General features: G+C 65.1%; 14 protein-coding genes. 6 read left to right on the top strand and 8 right to left on the bottom strand.

The window, feature by feature from the left end; translation table 11 throughout:
- Positions 1–4: 4 nt before the first annotated feature.
- Positions 5–706: an ABC transporter ATP-binding protein gene (locus tag M2342_RS15655; protein WP_264579754.1), complete on the bottom strand. Its 702-nt coding sequence runs from the start codon at positions 704–706 to the stop codon at positions 5–7.
- Between the two features lie 16 nt (positions 707–722).
- Here M2342_RS15655 and M2342_RS15650 point away from each other — a divergent pair, with 16 nt between their 5' ends.
- Positions 723–1,478: an arylesterase gene (locus tag M2342_RS15650; RefSeq protein ID WP_413715148.1), complete on the top strand. Its 756-nt coding sequence runs from the start codon at positions 723–725 to the stop codon at positions 1,476–1,478.
- A gap of 40 nt (positions 1,479–1,518) precedes the next feature.
- Here M2342_RS15650 and M2342_RS15645 read toward each other — a convergent pair whose 3' ends face one another.
- Positions 1,519–3,195 carry a transferrin-binding protein-like solute binding protein gene (locus M2342_RS15645; RefSeq protein WP_264579752.1) on the bottom strand — a complete coding sequence of 559 codons (1,677 nt, stop codon included), beginning with the start codon at positions 3,193–3,195 and terminating at the stop codon, positions 1,519–1,521.
- 298 nt (positions 3,196–3,493) lie between these two features.
- Between M2342_RS15645 and M2342_RS15640 the strand changes: the two genes are divergently transcribed.
- Positions 3,494–5,119, top strand: a complete 1,626-nt coding sequence (locus M2342_RS15640; RefSeq protein WP_264579751.1) for an NAD(P)/FAD-dependent oxidoreductase — start codon at positions 3,494–3,496, stop codon at positions 5,117–5,119.
- A gap of 166 nt (positions 5,120–5,285) precedes the next feature.
- On the opposite strand, the gene M2342_RS15635 is transcribed toward M2342_RS15640, so the two are convergent.
- Both M2342_RS15635 and M2342_RS15630 read right to left on the bottom strand, forming a co-directional pair.
- Entirely contained in the window at positions 5,286–5,726 is a 441-nt protein-coding gene (locus M2342_RS15635; protein ID WP_264571294.1) for an aconitase X swivel domain-containing protein, read from the bottom strand.
- Complete coding sequence (locus M2342_RS15630; protein WP_264579750.1) at positions 5,723–7,012, bottom strand: aconitase X catalytic domain-containing protein; 1,290 nt, start codon at positions 7,010–7,012, stop codon at positions 5,723–5,725. The genes M2342_RS15635 and M2342_RS15630 overlap by 4 nt, the downstream gene beginning before the upstream one ends.
- Positions 7,013–7,214: 202 nt before the next feature.
- Between M2342_RS15630 and M2342_RS15625 the strand changes: the two genes are divergently transcribed.
- Complete coding sequence (locus tag M2342_RS15625) at positions 7,215–8,030, top strand: arginyltransferase (RefSeq protein WP_264571292.1); 816 nt, start codon at positions 7,215–7,217, stop codon at positions 8,028–8,030.
- Positions 8,031–8,596: 566 nt separating this feature from the next.
- Here the strand turns inward: M2342_RS15625 and M2342_RS15620 are convergent.
- Positions 8,597–9,085 carry a GAF domain-containing protein gene (locus M2342_RS15620; RefSeq protein WP_264579749.1) on the bottom strand — a complete coding sequence of 163 codons (489 nt, stop codon included), beginning with the start codon at positions 9,083–9,085 and terminating at the stop codon, positions 8,597–8,599.
- 119 nt (positions 9,086–9,204) lie between these two features.
- Between M2342_RS15620 and M2342_RS15615 the strand changes: the two genes are divergently transcribed.
- Together M2342_RS15615 and arfB are read left to right on the top strand one after the other, a co-directional pair.
- Positions 9,205–10,086, top strand: a complete 882-nt coding sequence (locus tag M2342_RS15615; RefSeq protein ID WP_264579748.1) for a hypothetical protein — start codon at positions 9,205–9,207, stop codon at positions 10,084–10,086.
- A gap of 61 nt (positions 10,087–10,147) precedes the next feature.
- On the top strand, positions 10,148–10,570 hold the full coding sequence (arfB, locus tag M2342_RS15610; protein ID WP_264577366.1) for an alternative ribosome rescue aminoacyl-tRNA hydrolase ArfB: 423 nt from the start codon (positions 10,148–10,150) through the stop codon (positions 10,568–10,570).
- A 30-nt stretch (positions 10,571–10,600) separates the two neighbouring features.
- Here arfB and M2342_RS15605 read toward each other — a convergent pair whose 3' ends face one another.
- Entirely contained in the window at positions 10,601–11,932 is a 1,332-nt protein-coding gene (locus M2342_RS15605; protein WP_264579747.1) for a hypothetical protein, read from the bottom strand.
- Positions 11,933–12,057: 125 nt separating this feature from the next.
- Positions 12,058–13,209, bottom strand: coding sequence for a radical SAM family heme chaperone HemW (gene hemW, locus M2342_RS15600; protein ID WP_264579746.1), 1,152 nt, complete (start codon positions 13,207–13,209; stop codon positions 12,058–12,060).
- 179 nt (positions 13,210–13,388) lie between these two features.
- On the opposite strand from hemW, the gene M2342_RS15595 reads away from it, so the two are divergent.
- Positions 13,389–13,985, top strand: a complete 597-nt coding sequence (locus M2342_RS15595) for a CAP domain-containing protein (protein ID WP_264579745.1) — start codon at positions 13,389–13,391, stop codon at positions 13,983–13,985.
- A 15-nt stretch (positions 13,986–14,000) separates the two neighbouring features.
- On the opposite strand, the gene rdgB is transcribed toward M2342_RS15595, so the two are convergent.
- Complete coding sequence (gene rdgB / locus M2342_RS15590; RefSeq protein WP_264579744.1) at positions 14,001–14,624, bottom strand: RdgB/HAM1 family non-canonical purine NTP pyrophosphatase; 624 nt, start codon at positions 14,622–14,624, stop codon at positions 14,001–14,003.
- Positions 14,625–14,682: the final 58 nt, after the last annotated feature.

The following is a 14,682-nucleotide window of genomic DNA, read 5'->3' as shown; positions in this document are numbered from 1 at the left end:
GCCCTCATGCGGGCGCGCCCTCCACGATCAGCCCGTCGCGCATTTCCACAATGCGGTCGCAGCGCTGCGCGAGATCCGGGTCGTGGGTAATGATGATCAGCGTCGCCCCACTCGCCTGCTGGCGGGTGAACAGAAGGTCGATGATCGCCGCACCGGTGTGCCCGTCCAGATTGCCCGTCGGCTCGTCGGCAAAGATGATCTGCGGCCCCGGCGCCACCGCGCGCGCAATCGCAACGCGCTGCTGCTCCCCGCCGGAAAGCTGCGCGGGATAATGGTCGATGCGATGCCCGAGAGCCACCGCCGTCAGCTCCGCGCGCGCCCGGGCAAAGGCATCCTCAAGCCCCGCCAGCTCCAGCGGCACCGCGACATTCTCCACCGCCGTCATCGTCGGCAGCAGATGGAAGGCCTGCAGCACGATGCCGATCTGGCCGCGCCGCGCGCGCGCCAGCCCGTCCTCATCCAGCGTGCTGAAATCCGTGCCCGCCACGCTCACGCTGCCGCCGCTCGCCTGCTCCAGGCCGGAGAGCACCGCCATCAGCGAGGACTTGCCGGATCCCGAGGCGCCGAGGATCGCAATGCTCTCCCCGCGCATTATGTCCAGGTCCACGCCCTTGAGGATATCCACCTTCGCCTCGCCCGTGCCGAGCGAGAGGGTGACATTGCGGGCGCGGATGGCGATATGGGAGGCATCGATGGGTGCATGCATGCGGAAAGGGCCTCGCGTGGCAAAGACGTTTACTCGTTATGGTGTCTCACTGCTGCTTGTCCAAGCACTGCTCGCCTGTTCTCCACAAACTCCCGACACTCAGGGGGGTGCTGGTGCCGGCAATAACGCCGCCGCAGCCCTCTCCAATACGGCAAATGGCCCTGACGCCCGCAGCGCCCCGGTCGCGGACCGCAAGCTGGTCGTGGTGTTCGGGGATAGCCTCTACGCCGGCTATAATCTTGGGCCACGCGAGGGCTTTGCCCCGGTGCTGGAGCGCGCGCTGGGGGGGCAGGGCGTGCCCGCGCAGGTGGTCAATGCCGGCGTCTCGGGCGATACCACCGCAGCCGGCCGCCAGCGCCTCGCCTTCACGCTCGACGGGCTGGAGCGCAAGCCGGATCTCGTGATCGTCGGCCTCGGCGGCAACGACATGCTGCGCGGCCTGGAGCCAAAGGAAACCCGCGCCAATCTCGATGCGATCCTCGCCGAGCTGCAAAAGCGCGGCATCCCCATCATGCTCACCGGCATGGTCTCCGCCCCCAATATGGGCGCGGACTACGCCAAGGCCTTCGATCCGATCTTCACCGATCTCGCGAAGAAGTACGACGCGCCGCTCTACCCCTTCTTCCTCGATGGCGTGATCGGCAACCGCACCCTCATGCTCCCCGACGGCATCCACCCCAATCCGCAAGGCGTGGAGACGATTGTGGGACGGGTGGGGCCGCTGGTGGCGGGAGTGTTGAAGGGGGAGGGGAGTAGGGGAACAGAGTCCTGATTGCGATCATGACCTCAACCGTTTGTGATGACGGCCATTCTCAGTCTTGCTTGGCGACCGTCACCCCTGCAATCCACACCTCCCCAGGTCTAGGCTGGCCTGTAGTAGGCGTCCCAATAACGAAGCGAGCTACGAGTTCTTCGGCGTTTGGACCGTAAAAGCGCGGCAGAATTGAGCCCCCACTGGCGTGTTCGACGGGGCCAACAAGCCCGCCACCATAAGGGATTCCAGACGTAATATAGCCGCTGCTGATGGTCCACCGGCCTAAGGCTGCACCCGCTGATCCCCCTGCGGAAATTTGATGCAGATCTAGGGCGCCTGTATATCTGCTCATGGCAAAGTCGAAATCGAAATTTGAAGATCCGCCCACTTCGAACGGTTGCGCGTCACCGAACGCACCGGTCCCGTAGACCACGCCACTATAGTGAGCACTGCCCGTCTTGACGGCCAGCATATTTAGAGGCGTTTGGAACCCGTAAGGGAAATAGCTGCGAATGGCATCGAAGCCTCCGTTCTCCTTAACGGTGTGCGTGGACCAGTAGCCAAAGCTGGCATAGGAGAGAGCGATGTCAGCGTTGGCGAGGCCTGGACGAAAAATCCCGAGCTCTGTCGGAACCTCATCGATAGTCTTCTGGTAGGTCACGAAACGCGAATTTTGTCCAACCCGGTCGGTGCTGGCGAAGGTGGCGTTCAATCCCGGTAGAAAGTCAGCGGTCAGTTTTACGCTGCCGTCCGTAGCGAGCGTAACTACCTGCCCGAGAAAATCTTGAAGCATCGTAGTGGTCCCCGCAGGAAACGCCGTGCCGGGATCCGTCCCTGATCTGAATTGTGCGACAGTTGTCTCTACCATCAAATCCTGCTGGAGGTTCATGAGATTGAGATTTATCGGATTGGGATTGGGGTTGCGTCGGCCAGTGATTGTGCCCACGAATCCCTCTCTGTTCAGGGTTGGATCGCCTTGCAGCGTAGCGAGAATCGTTGCGCCGATCTCCTCGGCATTGGGCCCGAAGAACTGCCCTTCGATTGATCCAGCATATGCGTGCGGTCCAACAACCAGTACCGTGCCTGCAAAGCTGTTAGCACTGCCGAGCCTGCCGAGGGCCTCGAATTTGGATGTGAACTCGCCCGGTTCCATCGTGACTAGATTGACTATCTGCACGTCAGCAGTTGCTGCAAAGTCGCCGGTCAAAAAATCCACGTTGAAAACGCCGGATCCTCCCAGACCCTGCGGTGAGTAGCCGCTCGAATTGGCGATGCCAAATAAGTCGATGTCCCAGGCTGCTGTTCCGACTCTGGGGATATTAGCTTCGGGAGTTGGGAATCCATAAGTGAACATACTGAACGAAGCCTTCTGCTTCGCGCCTTCCAATTCATCGTGTTGCCAATAGCCGAAGCCTACAAATTGGTTGGGATCAGTCTGTGAAAATTGCTGATGCGCAATCATCAGTACATCCCTTGTACCGCTAGAAGCTCCGCCGATCACGTAAGATAGTTGATTGGGAGAATTGCCCGCTTCTTTGTCCTCTGGAGTGAAGGTTTGCGAACGAATCGGCGTAGTTAACGTGTAACTATTGTTTACTGCGTCGTAACTTATGGTGAGCGCCTTACGATCATAAACACCCGAACTGCTCTGTAAGGTGTAAAGATCAAATTCCACCGCCGCGGATGGTGCGGACACTGCAAAAGTCTGGCTGGAATGGAGATCATTTACGGTCACGTTTGGCGCCGGCGTTGGTGTCGGCGATGGGGATGGAAGCGGCGGGGGTGTGTTGTTGACGCCACCTCCACCGCCGCTACATGCACCAAGGATCGCAAAAGCCGCCAAGGGCAATTTACCGGTCCAACGCACTCGAAAAGTCCCTACGATAATTCCAATGTGGTTTGGCAATACCTCCGGCAGTTAATAGGTCAACTTGCCGTAGTTACGGAAATGAGGTTCTTCGTCACCGAATTCTTATCCTCTCGCTCCCCAACACCCCATTCCCCTCCCGCCCCACACGCGCTAGGGCGGCGCGATGATCCGCCTGACCGGTCTCACCCTGCCCCTCGATCACCCGGACGATGCGCTCGCGCCCGCCATTGCCGCGCGCCTTGGCATTCCGCAGGCCGATCTGCTCAGCCATGAGGTCGTGCGGCGCGGCAATGATGCGCGGCGCAAGAGTGCGATTCTGCTCGTCTATTCCGTGGATGCCGCCCTGCGCGACGAAGCCGCCGTGCTGGCGCGGTTCGCGGGCGACAAGGATGTGCGGCCGCGCCCGGATACGGACTATCGCTTCGTCGCCCGCGCGCCGGAGGGCTGGTCCGGCCTGCGCCCGGTGGTCATCGGCGCCGGGCCGTGCGGTCTGTTCGCGGGGCTGATCCTCGCGCAGATGGGCTTTCGCCCGATCATCGTGGATCGCGGCAAGGTGGTGCGGGAGCGGACCAAGGATACCTGGGGCCTGTGGCGCCGCTCACAGCTGAACCCGGACAGCAATGTCCAGTTCGGCGAGGGCGGCGCGGGCACCTTTTCGGACGGCAAGCTCTATTGCCGGGTGAAGGACCCGCGCTTCCTTGGCCGCAAGGTGCTGGAGGAGTTCGTCCGCGCCGGCGCGCCGGAGGACATCCTCACCGAGGCGCATCCGCACATCGGCACCTTCCGCCTCGTCACCATGGTGGAGAGCATGCGCCGCACCATCGAGGGGCTTGGCGGCGAATATCGCTGGCAGACGCGGGTGGACGGGCTGGAGCTGGATCGCAGCCCGGATGGCAACATGGCCCTGCGCGGGCTGCATCTGCACGATGGCAGTTTTCTGGAGGCCGATCACGTCGTCCTCGCCGTGGGCCACAGCGCGCGGCCGACCTTCGAGATGCTGCACGAGCGCGGCGTGTTCATCGAGCCAAAGCCCTTCTCGCTCGGCGTGCGCATCGAGCATCCGCAGGCCTGGGTGGATGAGGCGCGCTACGGGCGATACGCCAAGCATCCGGTGCTGGGCGCAGCCGCCTATAGCCTCAGCCATCACTGCGCCAACGGGCGCACCGTCTACAGCTTCTGCATGTGCCCGGGCGGGCGGGTGGTCGCGGCGACCTCCGAGGAAGGGCGCGTCGTCACCAATGGCATGAGCCAATATTCCCGCGCCGAGTTCAATGCCAATTCGGGCCTCGTGGTCGGCATCGATCCCGCCCGCGATTACCCCGATGGGCCGCTGGCGGGCATCGCGCTGCAGCGGCATTGGGAATCGCTGGCCTATGTCGCGGGCGGCTCCAACTATTGCGCCCCGGGGCAGAAGGTGGGGGATTTCCTCGCCGGGCGTGCCTCCACGGAGCTGGGCAGCATCACCCCCTCCTACAAGCCGGGCGTGACGATGACGGACCTGTCATCATGCCTGCCGGAGTTCGTGCTGGAGTCCTTTCACGAGGCGATCCCCGCCTTCGGCCGCCAGATCGCGCGCTACGATCATCCCGATGTGGTGATGACTGGCGTGGAAACGCGCACCTCCTCACCGATCCGCATCACCCGCGGCAAGGACTATCAGAGCCTCAACGTCGCCCGCCTGTTCCCCGCCGGCGAGGGCGCGGGCTATGCCGGCGGCATCCTCTCGGCGGCGATGGACGGCATCAAGGTCGCCGAGGCCGTGGCGCAGAGCATCATGGCGCGGCGGTAAGGTAGCGAGCCGAAGCCTGCGCGGATAACCTCACACTTCGTCATTCCCGCGAACGCGGGAATCCAGGTCAGCGCTTGCGTTATGGGACAGTGTCGAAGCTGGATTCCCGCGTTCGCGGGAATGACGAGGGATGAGGATCAGGGGAAGGCCGATCCGCACCCGCCGTTCACCCCGGCTTGCGATCCCAAACCGTAATCGTCCCGGCATCGCCATCCACCCGCACCCAGTCGCCGGTACGGATGGCATCCAGCGGGTCCTGGTCGCACTCGGTGACCGTCGGCGTGCGCATCACCACAGCGCCGAGCGCGGCCTTGGTGGTCATGATGTTGAACACCATCGCCACCGGCGAGGCGCCGCGCAGCTTGGACATGTGGAAAATGCTCGACCAGCCCGAGGAGCCCTTGGCGCCGGGGAAGACCAGCACCTTGCCGGCGAAGCTCTGGCCCTTCAGCTCATGGCGGCTCTCGATCACTGTGCCGCTCATCGGGTTGACGCCGCCCCAGCCGGAGATCGTCTCGCGGGTCACCAGCGCCTCGCCCTCGGCGATGCCCGGCACCACGGCGCGGCCGCGGATGATGAGGCGGGGCTTGTCCAGAACGTCGCTCATGCCAAGGCTCCTTTCCACTTGCCGGTACAGGCTGCATCCACGCAGTCGGCGGTGGTGCCGTACCAGCCCTCGATGCCCATCATTGCCGGCAGATAATGCACCTGCTTGGCGCTATCGAGCGCGGCGACCTTCGTGCCCTTGGGCACCGCCTGGCTGATCGCCGAGCAGGTGTCGGTCATGAGGTAGGCGCCGGCATCGCGCAGGATCTTGGTATAGCCATTGGCATCCGCCGTCGCCTTCACCGCGCGGCTGGTGAACACCCACAAGGCGCTGTTGGCGCTCACCTTGCGCCCCTCGATCAGAGCGCAGACCTGCGCAATCTGCTCGATGGAATAATGCGGGCAGCCGAGCATGACATAATCGACATCCTCGCTGGAGCCGACGCTGTTCAGCGTCTCGTAGATGCGCCGCCGCGCCGCCGCGTCATAGACGAAGCGCTCGCCTTTCGCCGCGCCGCCGAAGGCCGTCTCCACGCTCGGCGCCTCGGGGGTGATGCCGACCATGTGATACATCTCGACGCCGCCGGACGAGGCCGCCGCCGCGCCGAAATGCTTGTGGCGGATGAGGCTCGCCTCGCTGATGTCCCCGGTGATGACGGGGATCGTGTCCTGCACCGCATCGCCGACGAAATAGCCGAGCATCCCCCATTCGAAGATGCTGTCGACCGGCACCTGCACGTCCACGCTGTGCTGCCCCTTGCGGAAATCGTCGCGGTGGAAGCCCCAGTCGGGAATGCGCTTGGCCAGCATCGCGGCGCTGGTAGATTCGCGTCCCTCGCAATTGGTCCGTGCGCCGATGACGGAGTTGGCGAACACCACCGCGCTGGATTCCATCCACGCGCAATGCTCGCCCATCACGGGCACATTACCGGCGAGATAGGGCGTGCAGGTCTTGAGGATCTGGATGCCGTGCGCGGCGACTTCCGCCTCGTCGGAGACGAAATTGTCGTGCGCCTCCGCCGTCATGCCCTGTTCCTGCCAGAGGGTGGGGTCCATGCCGCCCTGCAGGTGGCAGGAAAAGGCGTTCATGCGCGGGACGTCCACCACTTCGTCGCTGTCGAGATCGAAGCGGGAGAAGACGGCGCGGTAATCGCCGCCGTCCGCCGCATAATAATCCTTCACCCATTGCGGGGCGGAGCCGGGCACGCCGGCGACATTGTTGGTCTCGACGAAACGCTCCGCGCCAAGCGCATCGGCGTAGCGGATGAGCAGTTCCATGGCCTTTTGCGTCGCGGCGCCGGACTCTCCGTCCAGCATGGCTTGTTCGGCATCAGTCAGCATCACCATGGCAGGCTCTCCATTATTCGTTACCTTACTATCGATCAGGATGGCGCGAGAAGCAAGGCTCGTGATTGTCGCGCAGCGCGAAGCCTTGCCCCATCGGGCACAGAAAAATCCGTGGTAAATGCTCTTTTCACACTGGGGGGATAGAGGCATAGTCTCTTGAGCCATTGAATCACGGGCCTTTGCCGGGCCGCTGGGAGTTGATGTGAGCGCTGCTTTCCGCTTTCCGCGGTTCTTCATGACCAATGCCGGACCGTGCCCCTATCTGCCTGGGCGCACGGAGCGGAAGGTGTTTACCGAACTGACCGGCGAGCACGCGTCCGAGCTCAATGACGCGCTGGGCCGCATCGGCTTTCGCCGCAGCCAGAACGTCGCCTATCGCCCGAGCTGCGCGGATTGCACCGCCTGCGTGTCGGTGCGGATCGTGGCCAACGAATTCAAGCCCAACGCCACGCAACGCCGCCTCGTGCGCCGCAATAGCGATCTCGTCGTACGGGCGTGCAAGCCTTGGTCCACCGACGAGCAATTCTCGCTGCTCCAGCGCTATCTCGCCGCCCGCCACCCGACTGGCGGAATGACCGAGATGGACGAGATCGACTTCGCCGACATGGTCGAGCAGACGCCGGTCGAAACCTATCTCATCGAATATCGCGAACCGGGGGAAGACGGCCGCCCCGGTCGGCTGATCGGCGCCTGCCTGACCGACAAGCAGGGCGATGGGCTGTCGATGATCTACAGCTTCTTCGAGCCGGAGCTGGAAGGCCGCAATGGCCTTGGCAGCTACATCATCGTCGATCACATCCTGCGCGCCCAACGCGCCGGCCTGCCTTATGTGTACCTCGGCTACTGGGTCGAAGGCTCGGACCGGATGAATTACAAGGTCCGCTATCAGCCAATGGAAAAGCTCGGTCGCGCCGGCTGGGAGCGGCTGGTGCTGCCCGCAGGCCAGTCCGACACCCCGAATGCCGCCCGCCCGGAGCAGAGCCTGACTCGCGACCATGAGGGGCGGGTTCTCAAATAATCGGCCTGCGTCGGTCTGAACGGAGGGTGTCGTGCGCTAGGAGTTCCGCACTTGAGAGCAGGTAAGGCTAAGCCTGCGGCTGGAAAGTCGTGGGGAGTGGTCTTTGCCAAACCTCCCCGTTCGTGCTGAGTAGGGTCTGAGTGGCGCCGCAGGCGCGTATCGAAGAGCCGTATCGAAGCATCGCAGCGCATAGGCTGGTCCTTCGATACGCCGCTTCGACAAGCTCAGCAGCTACTCAGGACGAACGGACGGGAGATCCGCAATGTCGTCGAGTCCGGAACGTCCGCTTTCGAGCTGAAAACTCGAAAAGCCGCTCTTTGTGCAAGAGCGCCTCGTGCACACCCCCACCCCAAAACGCTAAGGGTCCGGCCGCTCGAAAGCTGCCGGACCCCTGCTGGAAAGCCCCCCGGTTCCAGTTCGCTCGGGGCGTGTGGCCGCGATGTTGCGCCTTGCGGCCATGCGCCTTGGTGCGAGCGATAAGGGGAGGCTATCAATGCCTTACCGGCTTGGCGAGTCCGCTCGCCCCGTCTCGCGTCCCAAAGTGGATCAGCCGAAAGGCCCCTGCGTCAGCCTGCCAGAGCGGGGGCGATTGCTGCGCAGAGCGCGTCCAGCCCGGCGGCGTCGGCCTCGTCGAAGCGGGCGGGGCGGGGACTGTCGAGATCGAGCACGCCGATCAGCGCGCCTTCGTGGATCACCGGCACGACCAGTTCCGATGCGGAGGCGGCATCGCAGGCGATGTGGCCAGGGAAGGCGTGGACATCCTCGACGCGCTGGACCTGCCGGGTCGCCGCAGCCGTACCGCACACGCCGCTGCCCAGCGCGATGCGGATGCAGGCAGGCTTGCCCTGAAACGGGCCGAGCACCAGCACGTCATCCACCAGCCGGTAGAAGCCGGCCCAGTTGAGGTCCGGGACATATCGCCAGATCAGCGCCGCGACATTCGCCATATTGGCGATGGCGTCCGGCTCGCCCTCCGTCAGCGCGCGCGCCGCGGCAAGGAGGTCGGCATAGAGAGCGGGCTTGTCGCTGCCCGTTGCGGGAGAAAAATCGTACATACCTGCTCATTTAGGCGCCGCCTGCCCCCCGCGCCAGCCTCTTGGCTCTTGCGGATCGGGCTGCCGCATGGTCTTCAGGCGCTGGATTATCGGGCGGTTAACGAAACGGGGAAGCAGCCATGGAGCCGATCGGGCAGGCAGGCGTGAGCGAAGCGGAGGAGATACAGGCGCTGGGCCGGGACGTCGGGCGCCGTGGCGTCGAGCGGCTTGGCACCGGCATGACGCGCTTGGTGGAGGAGACCTCCGCGCTCTATCGATGGGCGCTGACGATGCTGGTTCTGCTGAATGCCGGCGGCCTTTGCCTCAGTCTACTCGCACGGGACAGTCTGGGGCCGGATGCCTTGTCGCAGGTGGCGCTGACCTTCTTTGGCGGCATGATGATGGCGCTGCTGGCGGCGCTCGTTGGCTTAGCGCTCTCGGTCCCACTGGCTGGAGCGATGCGGCGAGCGCTGACGGATTGGACCGAGGTTTCGCTCTCCGGCGAGCTGAGCGACGCGGCGACGGCCTCGGCCCGCCATGTTCGCCGGATGGGGACAGTGTGGATCGCCGCAATGGGCCTGGTCGGACTGATTGCGCTGGCGTTGTTTGCGGCGGGCGCTCTCATGCTCGGCGAGCGGCTGGGCGCCTTCGGTCCCTCGAGCGAGCCCGCCGCTGCGATGGAGAGCGTGGCGCCCGAGGCCGCGGCGAACAGCACCGCGCCCGCCATTCCTCTCCCTGAAGCCGCCGCGCCGCCGGTGTCGGCGGTTGCGCCTGCGCCCCGTGCTGCCGCGCGCCCGGTCCCAAGCCAAACACAGGCGCAGCCACGCGCCGCGACAGCCGCACCTGCGCCCGCAGCGCGGAGCAAGCGGCAGGCCTCACCGCCGCCGGTCCGATCCGCGCCTGCACGCACCACATCGCAGTCCGCGTCCGCCAATCCGGCCCCGCCCCCAGCCGCGTCATCGCCTTCGGTTCCCAGCGAGGCGCCGCTGCTGTCTCCCAGCGCGCCTACCACCGGAAACTGATCGTCAGGCCCGGCAGCGATTGGCTCTTGCGACAGTGCCCCGCGCCGGGTGATGAGGGGCCATGCCGCGCATCCAGATCACGCGATCGATCAGCATCGATGAGGACGAGCTTCTCGAGAGCGCCACGCGCGCGTCCGGGGCTGGCGGTCAGCATGTCAATACCACCGACAGCGCGGTCATTCTGCGCTTCGATGTCGCCGGTTCGCCGTCGCTGCCGGAGGCGGTCAAGACGCGCCTCGCAGCGCTGGCGGGCACACGGATGACGGGGGAGGGGGTGCTCATCTTGCGCAGCGAAGGCTCGCGCTCGCAGTTCGAGAACCGGCGCGAAGTGCGCCAGCGGCTGTGCGATCTGATCGCGCAGGCCACCATCGTGCCCAAGAAACGCAAGCCGACCAAGCCTACCAAAGCCTCGCAAGTGCGCCGCGTCGAGGGTAAGACCAAGCGCGCGTCGGTAAAAGCCGGGCGGGGGAAGTGGCGCGAGTGATGGCCTGCGAGGCCATCCGCCCCTGCCGGATCACATCTTCACGCAGCCGCGCAAGGCCGCGCGCAGCGCCATCGTCGCATTGCTGAGCGATGCCTCGCCCTCCAGCCTGCCGTTGATCCGCAGCATCGCCGTTCCTTTCTGCTGGGTCAGCAGCGGCACCAAAGGTGTGCCGGTGATGCCGCCGATCCAGTGGGTGCCGTTGGCGCTGCCACGCTGGACGGGAATGTTGACCAGACGGCCGGCGAAATTCCAGGTCATCGTCAGGGCGTTGCCGGCGGTCGGCTTGTTGAGCAGCATCGCCATATAAGGCTTCCCGCCCTCGCAATAGAGGCTGAGGGCTTCGATGTTGGGGGATGCTGCGGCGCTGACATAGGCCATGGGCGCGCGTCCGGCGACGGGCACGACTTCCCACGGCGTGCCGGGCAGGGCCGCCGCCGTCTCGGGCGGACTGTTATCCAGCAGGGTCTTGATCTCGGGCGCGACGGGCAGCCGTGTACCGGTGGCGGGGGCGTAAACGCTCAGCTTGCCGCGTTCCCACAGGCCCACCTGCACCGCCCGCCGGGCGGGGTCGATCATGATATAGGCCTGCTCCTCGCCGCCCTTGTGCTGGGCGTTGCCGGAGAGATAATAATAATTCCCGACGCGCTTGAGCGGGGTGACGACTGAGAGATTGGTCCGCAGCACGTCCATCTTCGGCCCTAGCCGGGCCTTGAGCGCCGCCGCGACGGCGCCGCGATCCAGCAGATCGATATTATCTTTGGCGTAGCTGCCCGGATATTTGCCCACGAGGCTGGCAAGGTTCGTCCATTCCGCCGGGATGCCCTGCACGGCGGCGGCCGGTGTTGCCGCTGGTCGCGGTGGCGTCGGGGCTGGTCTGCCGACGGCCGCGCTGCCCTTGCAGAGCATGAACAAACCGCCTGCCGTAAAGGCGGCATGAAAAGGGTCAGGTCTCTGACCGCGCATCAGATTGTCCTCGAACCGGATGACCCCGGCCTTTTCGTCATCATTGACGTACATATAGACGCGCCCGGAATCGCTGGCGCTGATCGGAAACGGCATGAACACGGCCGTGATGCCCTCATAGCTGGGGCCCATGAAGCTCACTGCATATTCGACGCGCGGCGGCGTGACCGTGCGGCCATTGGCGCGGAAGGTCATGCCCTTGTCGTCGATGGTGACGCGGGGCTCCCCGCTGCAATCGCCGCGCGGCGCGTAGCTGCCATAGATGTGATCGAGGCCCTGGCCCTTAAGACTGGCGATTGTCAGGGCCTGCGTAGCGCTCCCTTGCAGCGCCAGCGCACAAGCAGCGATGATCACGCCGGACCGGTGCGATGCGATTTTGCAAATGGTTGGAAAGGCCATGTCTACTCCCCCACGAAGTTGACGCCTTCCCTCAGATGAGCTGACTCGGGTGGGAAGGACTGTGGCCATTATCCACGAGTTAACCCAAATGGTCGAATGGTTAATGAAGGCGGGGCGTGGTCGCTTCAGCCTGCCACCACGATGTCCGCTAGAATGGCATCGAGCAGCAGCATTCCGGCCGGGGTGACGCGTAGGCGCTCACCGGTTTGCTCCAGCAAGCCATGGCCGGCCAGCTTTGCAATGGCGTGCTCGTCTACCAGCGACGGGCGGTCCAACCCGGTGCGCTGGCTGAGCGCGGCCAGATCGATCCCCTCGGCAAGGCGCAGGCCCATCATCAGCGCTTCGGCCGCCTGTTCGCCGGCGGGCAGTACGCGCTCCTCGGCGAGGCCATGGCCATGGCGATGCAGCGCCGCCATCCAGTTCTCGGGCTTGCGATGACGCACGGTGGCCATGCCGCCGCGCCGACCATGCGCACCGGGACCGACACCGGCATAATCGGCATAGCGCCAGTAAGCGAGGTTGTGCCGGCTCTCCTGCCCCGGCGCGGCATGGTTGGAGACTTCATAGGCCGGGCGGCGGGCTGCCAGCGTCATGGCCTGCGTCAACTCGAACAGCGTGGCGGCATGGTCCGCATCGGCGGGTACCAGCGTGCCCCGGCGCACGTCGGTTTCGAACCGCGTGCCGGGCTCGATGGTCAGTTGATAGAGCGAGAGATGATCGGTGCCGAAGCTGAGCGCGCGGGCCAGTTCGCGCTCCCAGTCCGCCTCGCTCTGGCCGGGGCGCGCATAGATGAGGTCGAGGCTGACGCGCGGCACGCAAGCCTGCGCTGCCGCCAGCGCTCTGAGGCCTTCGTCCACGCCGTGCGCCCGCCCGAGAAAGCGCAAGGCATGATCGTCCAGTGCCTGCAGGCCCAGCGAGAGGCGGTTGACGCCGGCAGAGGCCACCTGCGCGAACCGCGCGGCCTCGGCGCTGTTCGGATTGGCCTCCATGGTGATCTCGATGTCGTCCGCGACCGCCCAGTGCCCGGTCGCCGCATCGATCAGGGCGGCCACCGTCTCGGGGGGCATCAGCGAGGGCGTGCCGCCGCCGAAGAAAATGCTGCCCAGCGTCCGCCCCGGCAGCAGCGCGGCCTCATGGGCCAGATCGGCGAGCAGCGCGGCGCGCCACGCTTCCTGATCCACCGTATCGCGGACATGGCTGTTGAAATCGCAATAGGGACATTTGGCCACGCAGAACGGCCAGTGGATATAGAGGGCAAGCGGCGCGGGAGAGGCCATGGCCGCCGCTATAGCGGACTGCGCGCCAAAGTCAGCCCATGGCGAATAAGACACGGTTTGATGGTTAAATATTAATTAACAATGATTTAACGCAATTTATTGGTGAAGAAAATGTTTTCCCAACCGTTCATACTGAGCTAGGTTCCACACCGGAACCGCAGGGGGAACGGCGGACGCACATGGACGCGGGCAAAGGGCGAGAAGTGGTGCGACGGCGTATGCGGGCGGCGATGGGCCTGCTCGTGCTCTGCACCCTGACGCCGGCGCCCGTGCTGGCTGGCGATGCGCCTTCTGCTGCCATGCCGCGCGATGCGGCGCATTTCCGCGATATCATGCTGGGTGCTCACAATGGCGAACGCGCCGCGCGGGGCGTGCCGAAGCTGGCGTGGAGCGATGAACTCGCGGCCGATGCGGCGCAGAGCGCCACCCGGCTGGCGCAGGAGCCGGATCCGATTGCGGCCCATCACAAAACCGGCGGCGCGGGCAACTATGGCGAGAATCTGTGGGCCGGCACCCGCGATGCCTATGCCTATGAGGAAATGGCGGAGAGCTGGCTGGAAGAGCGCGCGCTCTACCTGGATGCGCCGGTGCCGGACATTTCGCGCAGCGGCAATTGGGCGGATGTCGGCCATTATTCACAGATCATCTGGGCCGGCACGCGCCGCGTCGGCTGCGCGCTCCACCCCACGGCGACGCTGGACGTGCTGGTCTGCCGCTACGATCCGGCGGGCAATGTCTACGGGCACCGCGCGTCGGTCGATTACGCGGGGCGCTGAACGCGGGGCGTCCTTTCAGAACAGCGCAGTGACCAGTTGCTCGAATGCGCGGGCGCGGTGGCTGACCGCCTGCTTGGCCTCAATGGACATCTCGCCAAAGGTCTGCGTCGCCCCGGTCGGCAGGAACACCGGATCATAGCCAAAGCCCTGCGCGCCGCGCGGCGGCCAGACAAGGCTGCCGGCGACGCGACCCTCGAACAAAACGGTCTCGCCATCCGGCCAGGCGAGGCAGAGCGTGCAGACGAAGGCCGCGCTGCGGTCCGCCTGCGGGCCTTGCGCGCAGAGCAGGCCTTCGACCTTGCCCATCGCCATATACCAGTCGCGCCCGGGCTCGCCCTCGAACCACTGCCGCTCCGCCCAGTCGGCGGTGTAGACGCCGGGCCGTCCGCCCAGCGCCGCCACATCGAGGCCACTGTCATCGGCCAGCGCGGGCAGGCCGGAGGCAGTGGCGGAGGCGAGCGCCTTGAGGGCGGCGTTTTCCGCGAAGGTGGTGCCGGTCTCCTCCGGCTCGGGCAGGCCGAGCGATCCGGCAGACACCGGCGCCATGCCATAAGGCCCGAGCAGCGCGCTGATCTCCCGCACCTTGCCTTCATTGTGGCTCGCGATGACGAGCTTGCCGGGTGTGAGTTTGCGGGTCATTCAGCGCTCTCTTTCCGTTCGTGTCGAGCGAAGTCGAGACACGTCCAGCACAGTCCTT

This window comes from Sphingobium sp. B8D3A, assembly GCF_025961995.1.
Classification (GTDB): domain Bacteria; phylum Pseudomonadota; class Alphaproteobacteria; order Sphingomonadales; family Sphingomonadaceae; genus Sphingobium.
Note: the sequence above shows the minus strand (reverse complement) of the source record. Positions and strands in the feature narration are given on the sequence as shown.

What these genes read in the sequence shown, in the direction of transcription:
- M2342_RS15605 (WP_264579747.1), bottom strand. Translation starts at nt 11,932, where the DNA reads ATGGCCTTTCCAACCATTTGCAAAATCGCATCGCACCGGTCCGGCGTG.
- rdgB (WP_264579744.1), bottom strand. Translation starts at nt 14,624, where the DNA reads ATGACCCGCAAACTCACACCCGGCAAGCTCGTCATCGCGAGCCACAAT.
- M2342_RS15640 (WP_264579751.1), top strand. Translation starts at nt 3,494, where the DNA reads ATGATCCGCCTGACCGGTCTCACCCTGCCCCTCGATCACCCGGACGAT.
- M2342_RS15620 (WP_264579749.1), bottom strand. Translation starts at nt 9,085, where the DNA reads ATGTACGATTTTTCTCCCGCAACGGGCAGCGACAAGCCCGCTCTCTAT.
- M2342_RS15635 (WP_264571294.1), bottom strand. Translation starts at nt 5,726, where the DNA reads ATGAGCGACGTTCTGGACAAGCCCCGCCTCATCATCCGCGGCCGCGCC.
- M2342_RS15615 (WP_264579748.1), top strand. Translation starts at nt 9,205, where the DNA reads ATGGAGCCGATCGGGCAGGCAGGCGTGAGCGAAGCGGAGGAGATACAG.
- M2342_RS15630 (WP_264579750.1), bottom strand. Translation starts at nt 7,012, where the DNA reads ATGGTGATGCTGACTGATGCCGAACAAGCCATGCTGGACGGAGAGTCC.
- hemW (WP_264579746.1), bottom strand. Translation starts at nt 13,209, where the DNA reads ATGGCCTCTCCCGCGCCGCTTGCCCTCTATATCCACTGGCCGTTCTGC.
- M2342_RS15595 (WP_264579745.1), top strand. Translation starts at nt 13,389, where the DNA reads ATGGACGCGGGCAAAGGGCGAGAAGTGGTGCGACGGCGTATGCGGGCG.
- M2342_RS15655 (WP_264579754.1), bottom strand. Translation starts at nt 706, where the DNA reads ATGCATGCACCCATCGATGCCTCCCATATCGCCATCCGCGCCCGCAAT.
- arfB (WP_264577366.1), top strand. Translation starts at nt 10,148, where the DNA reads ATGCCGCGCATCCAGATCACGCGATCGATCAGCATCGATGAGGACGAG.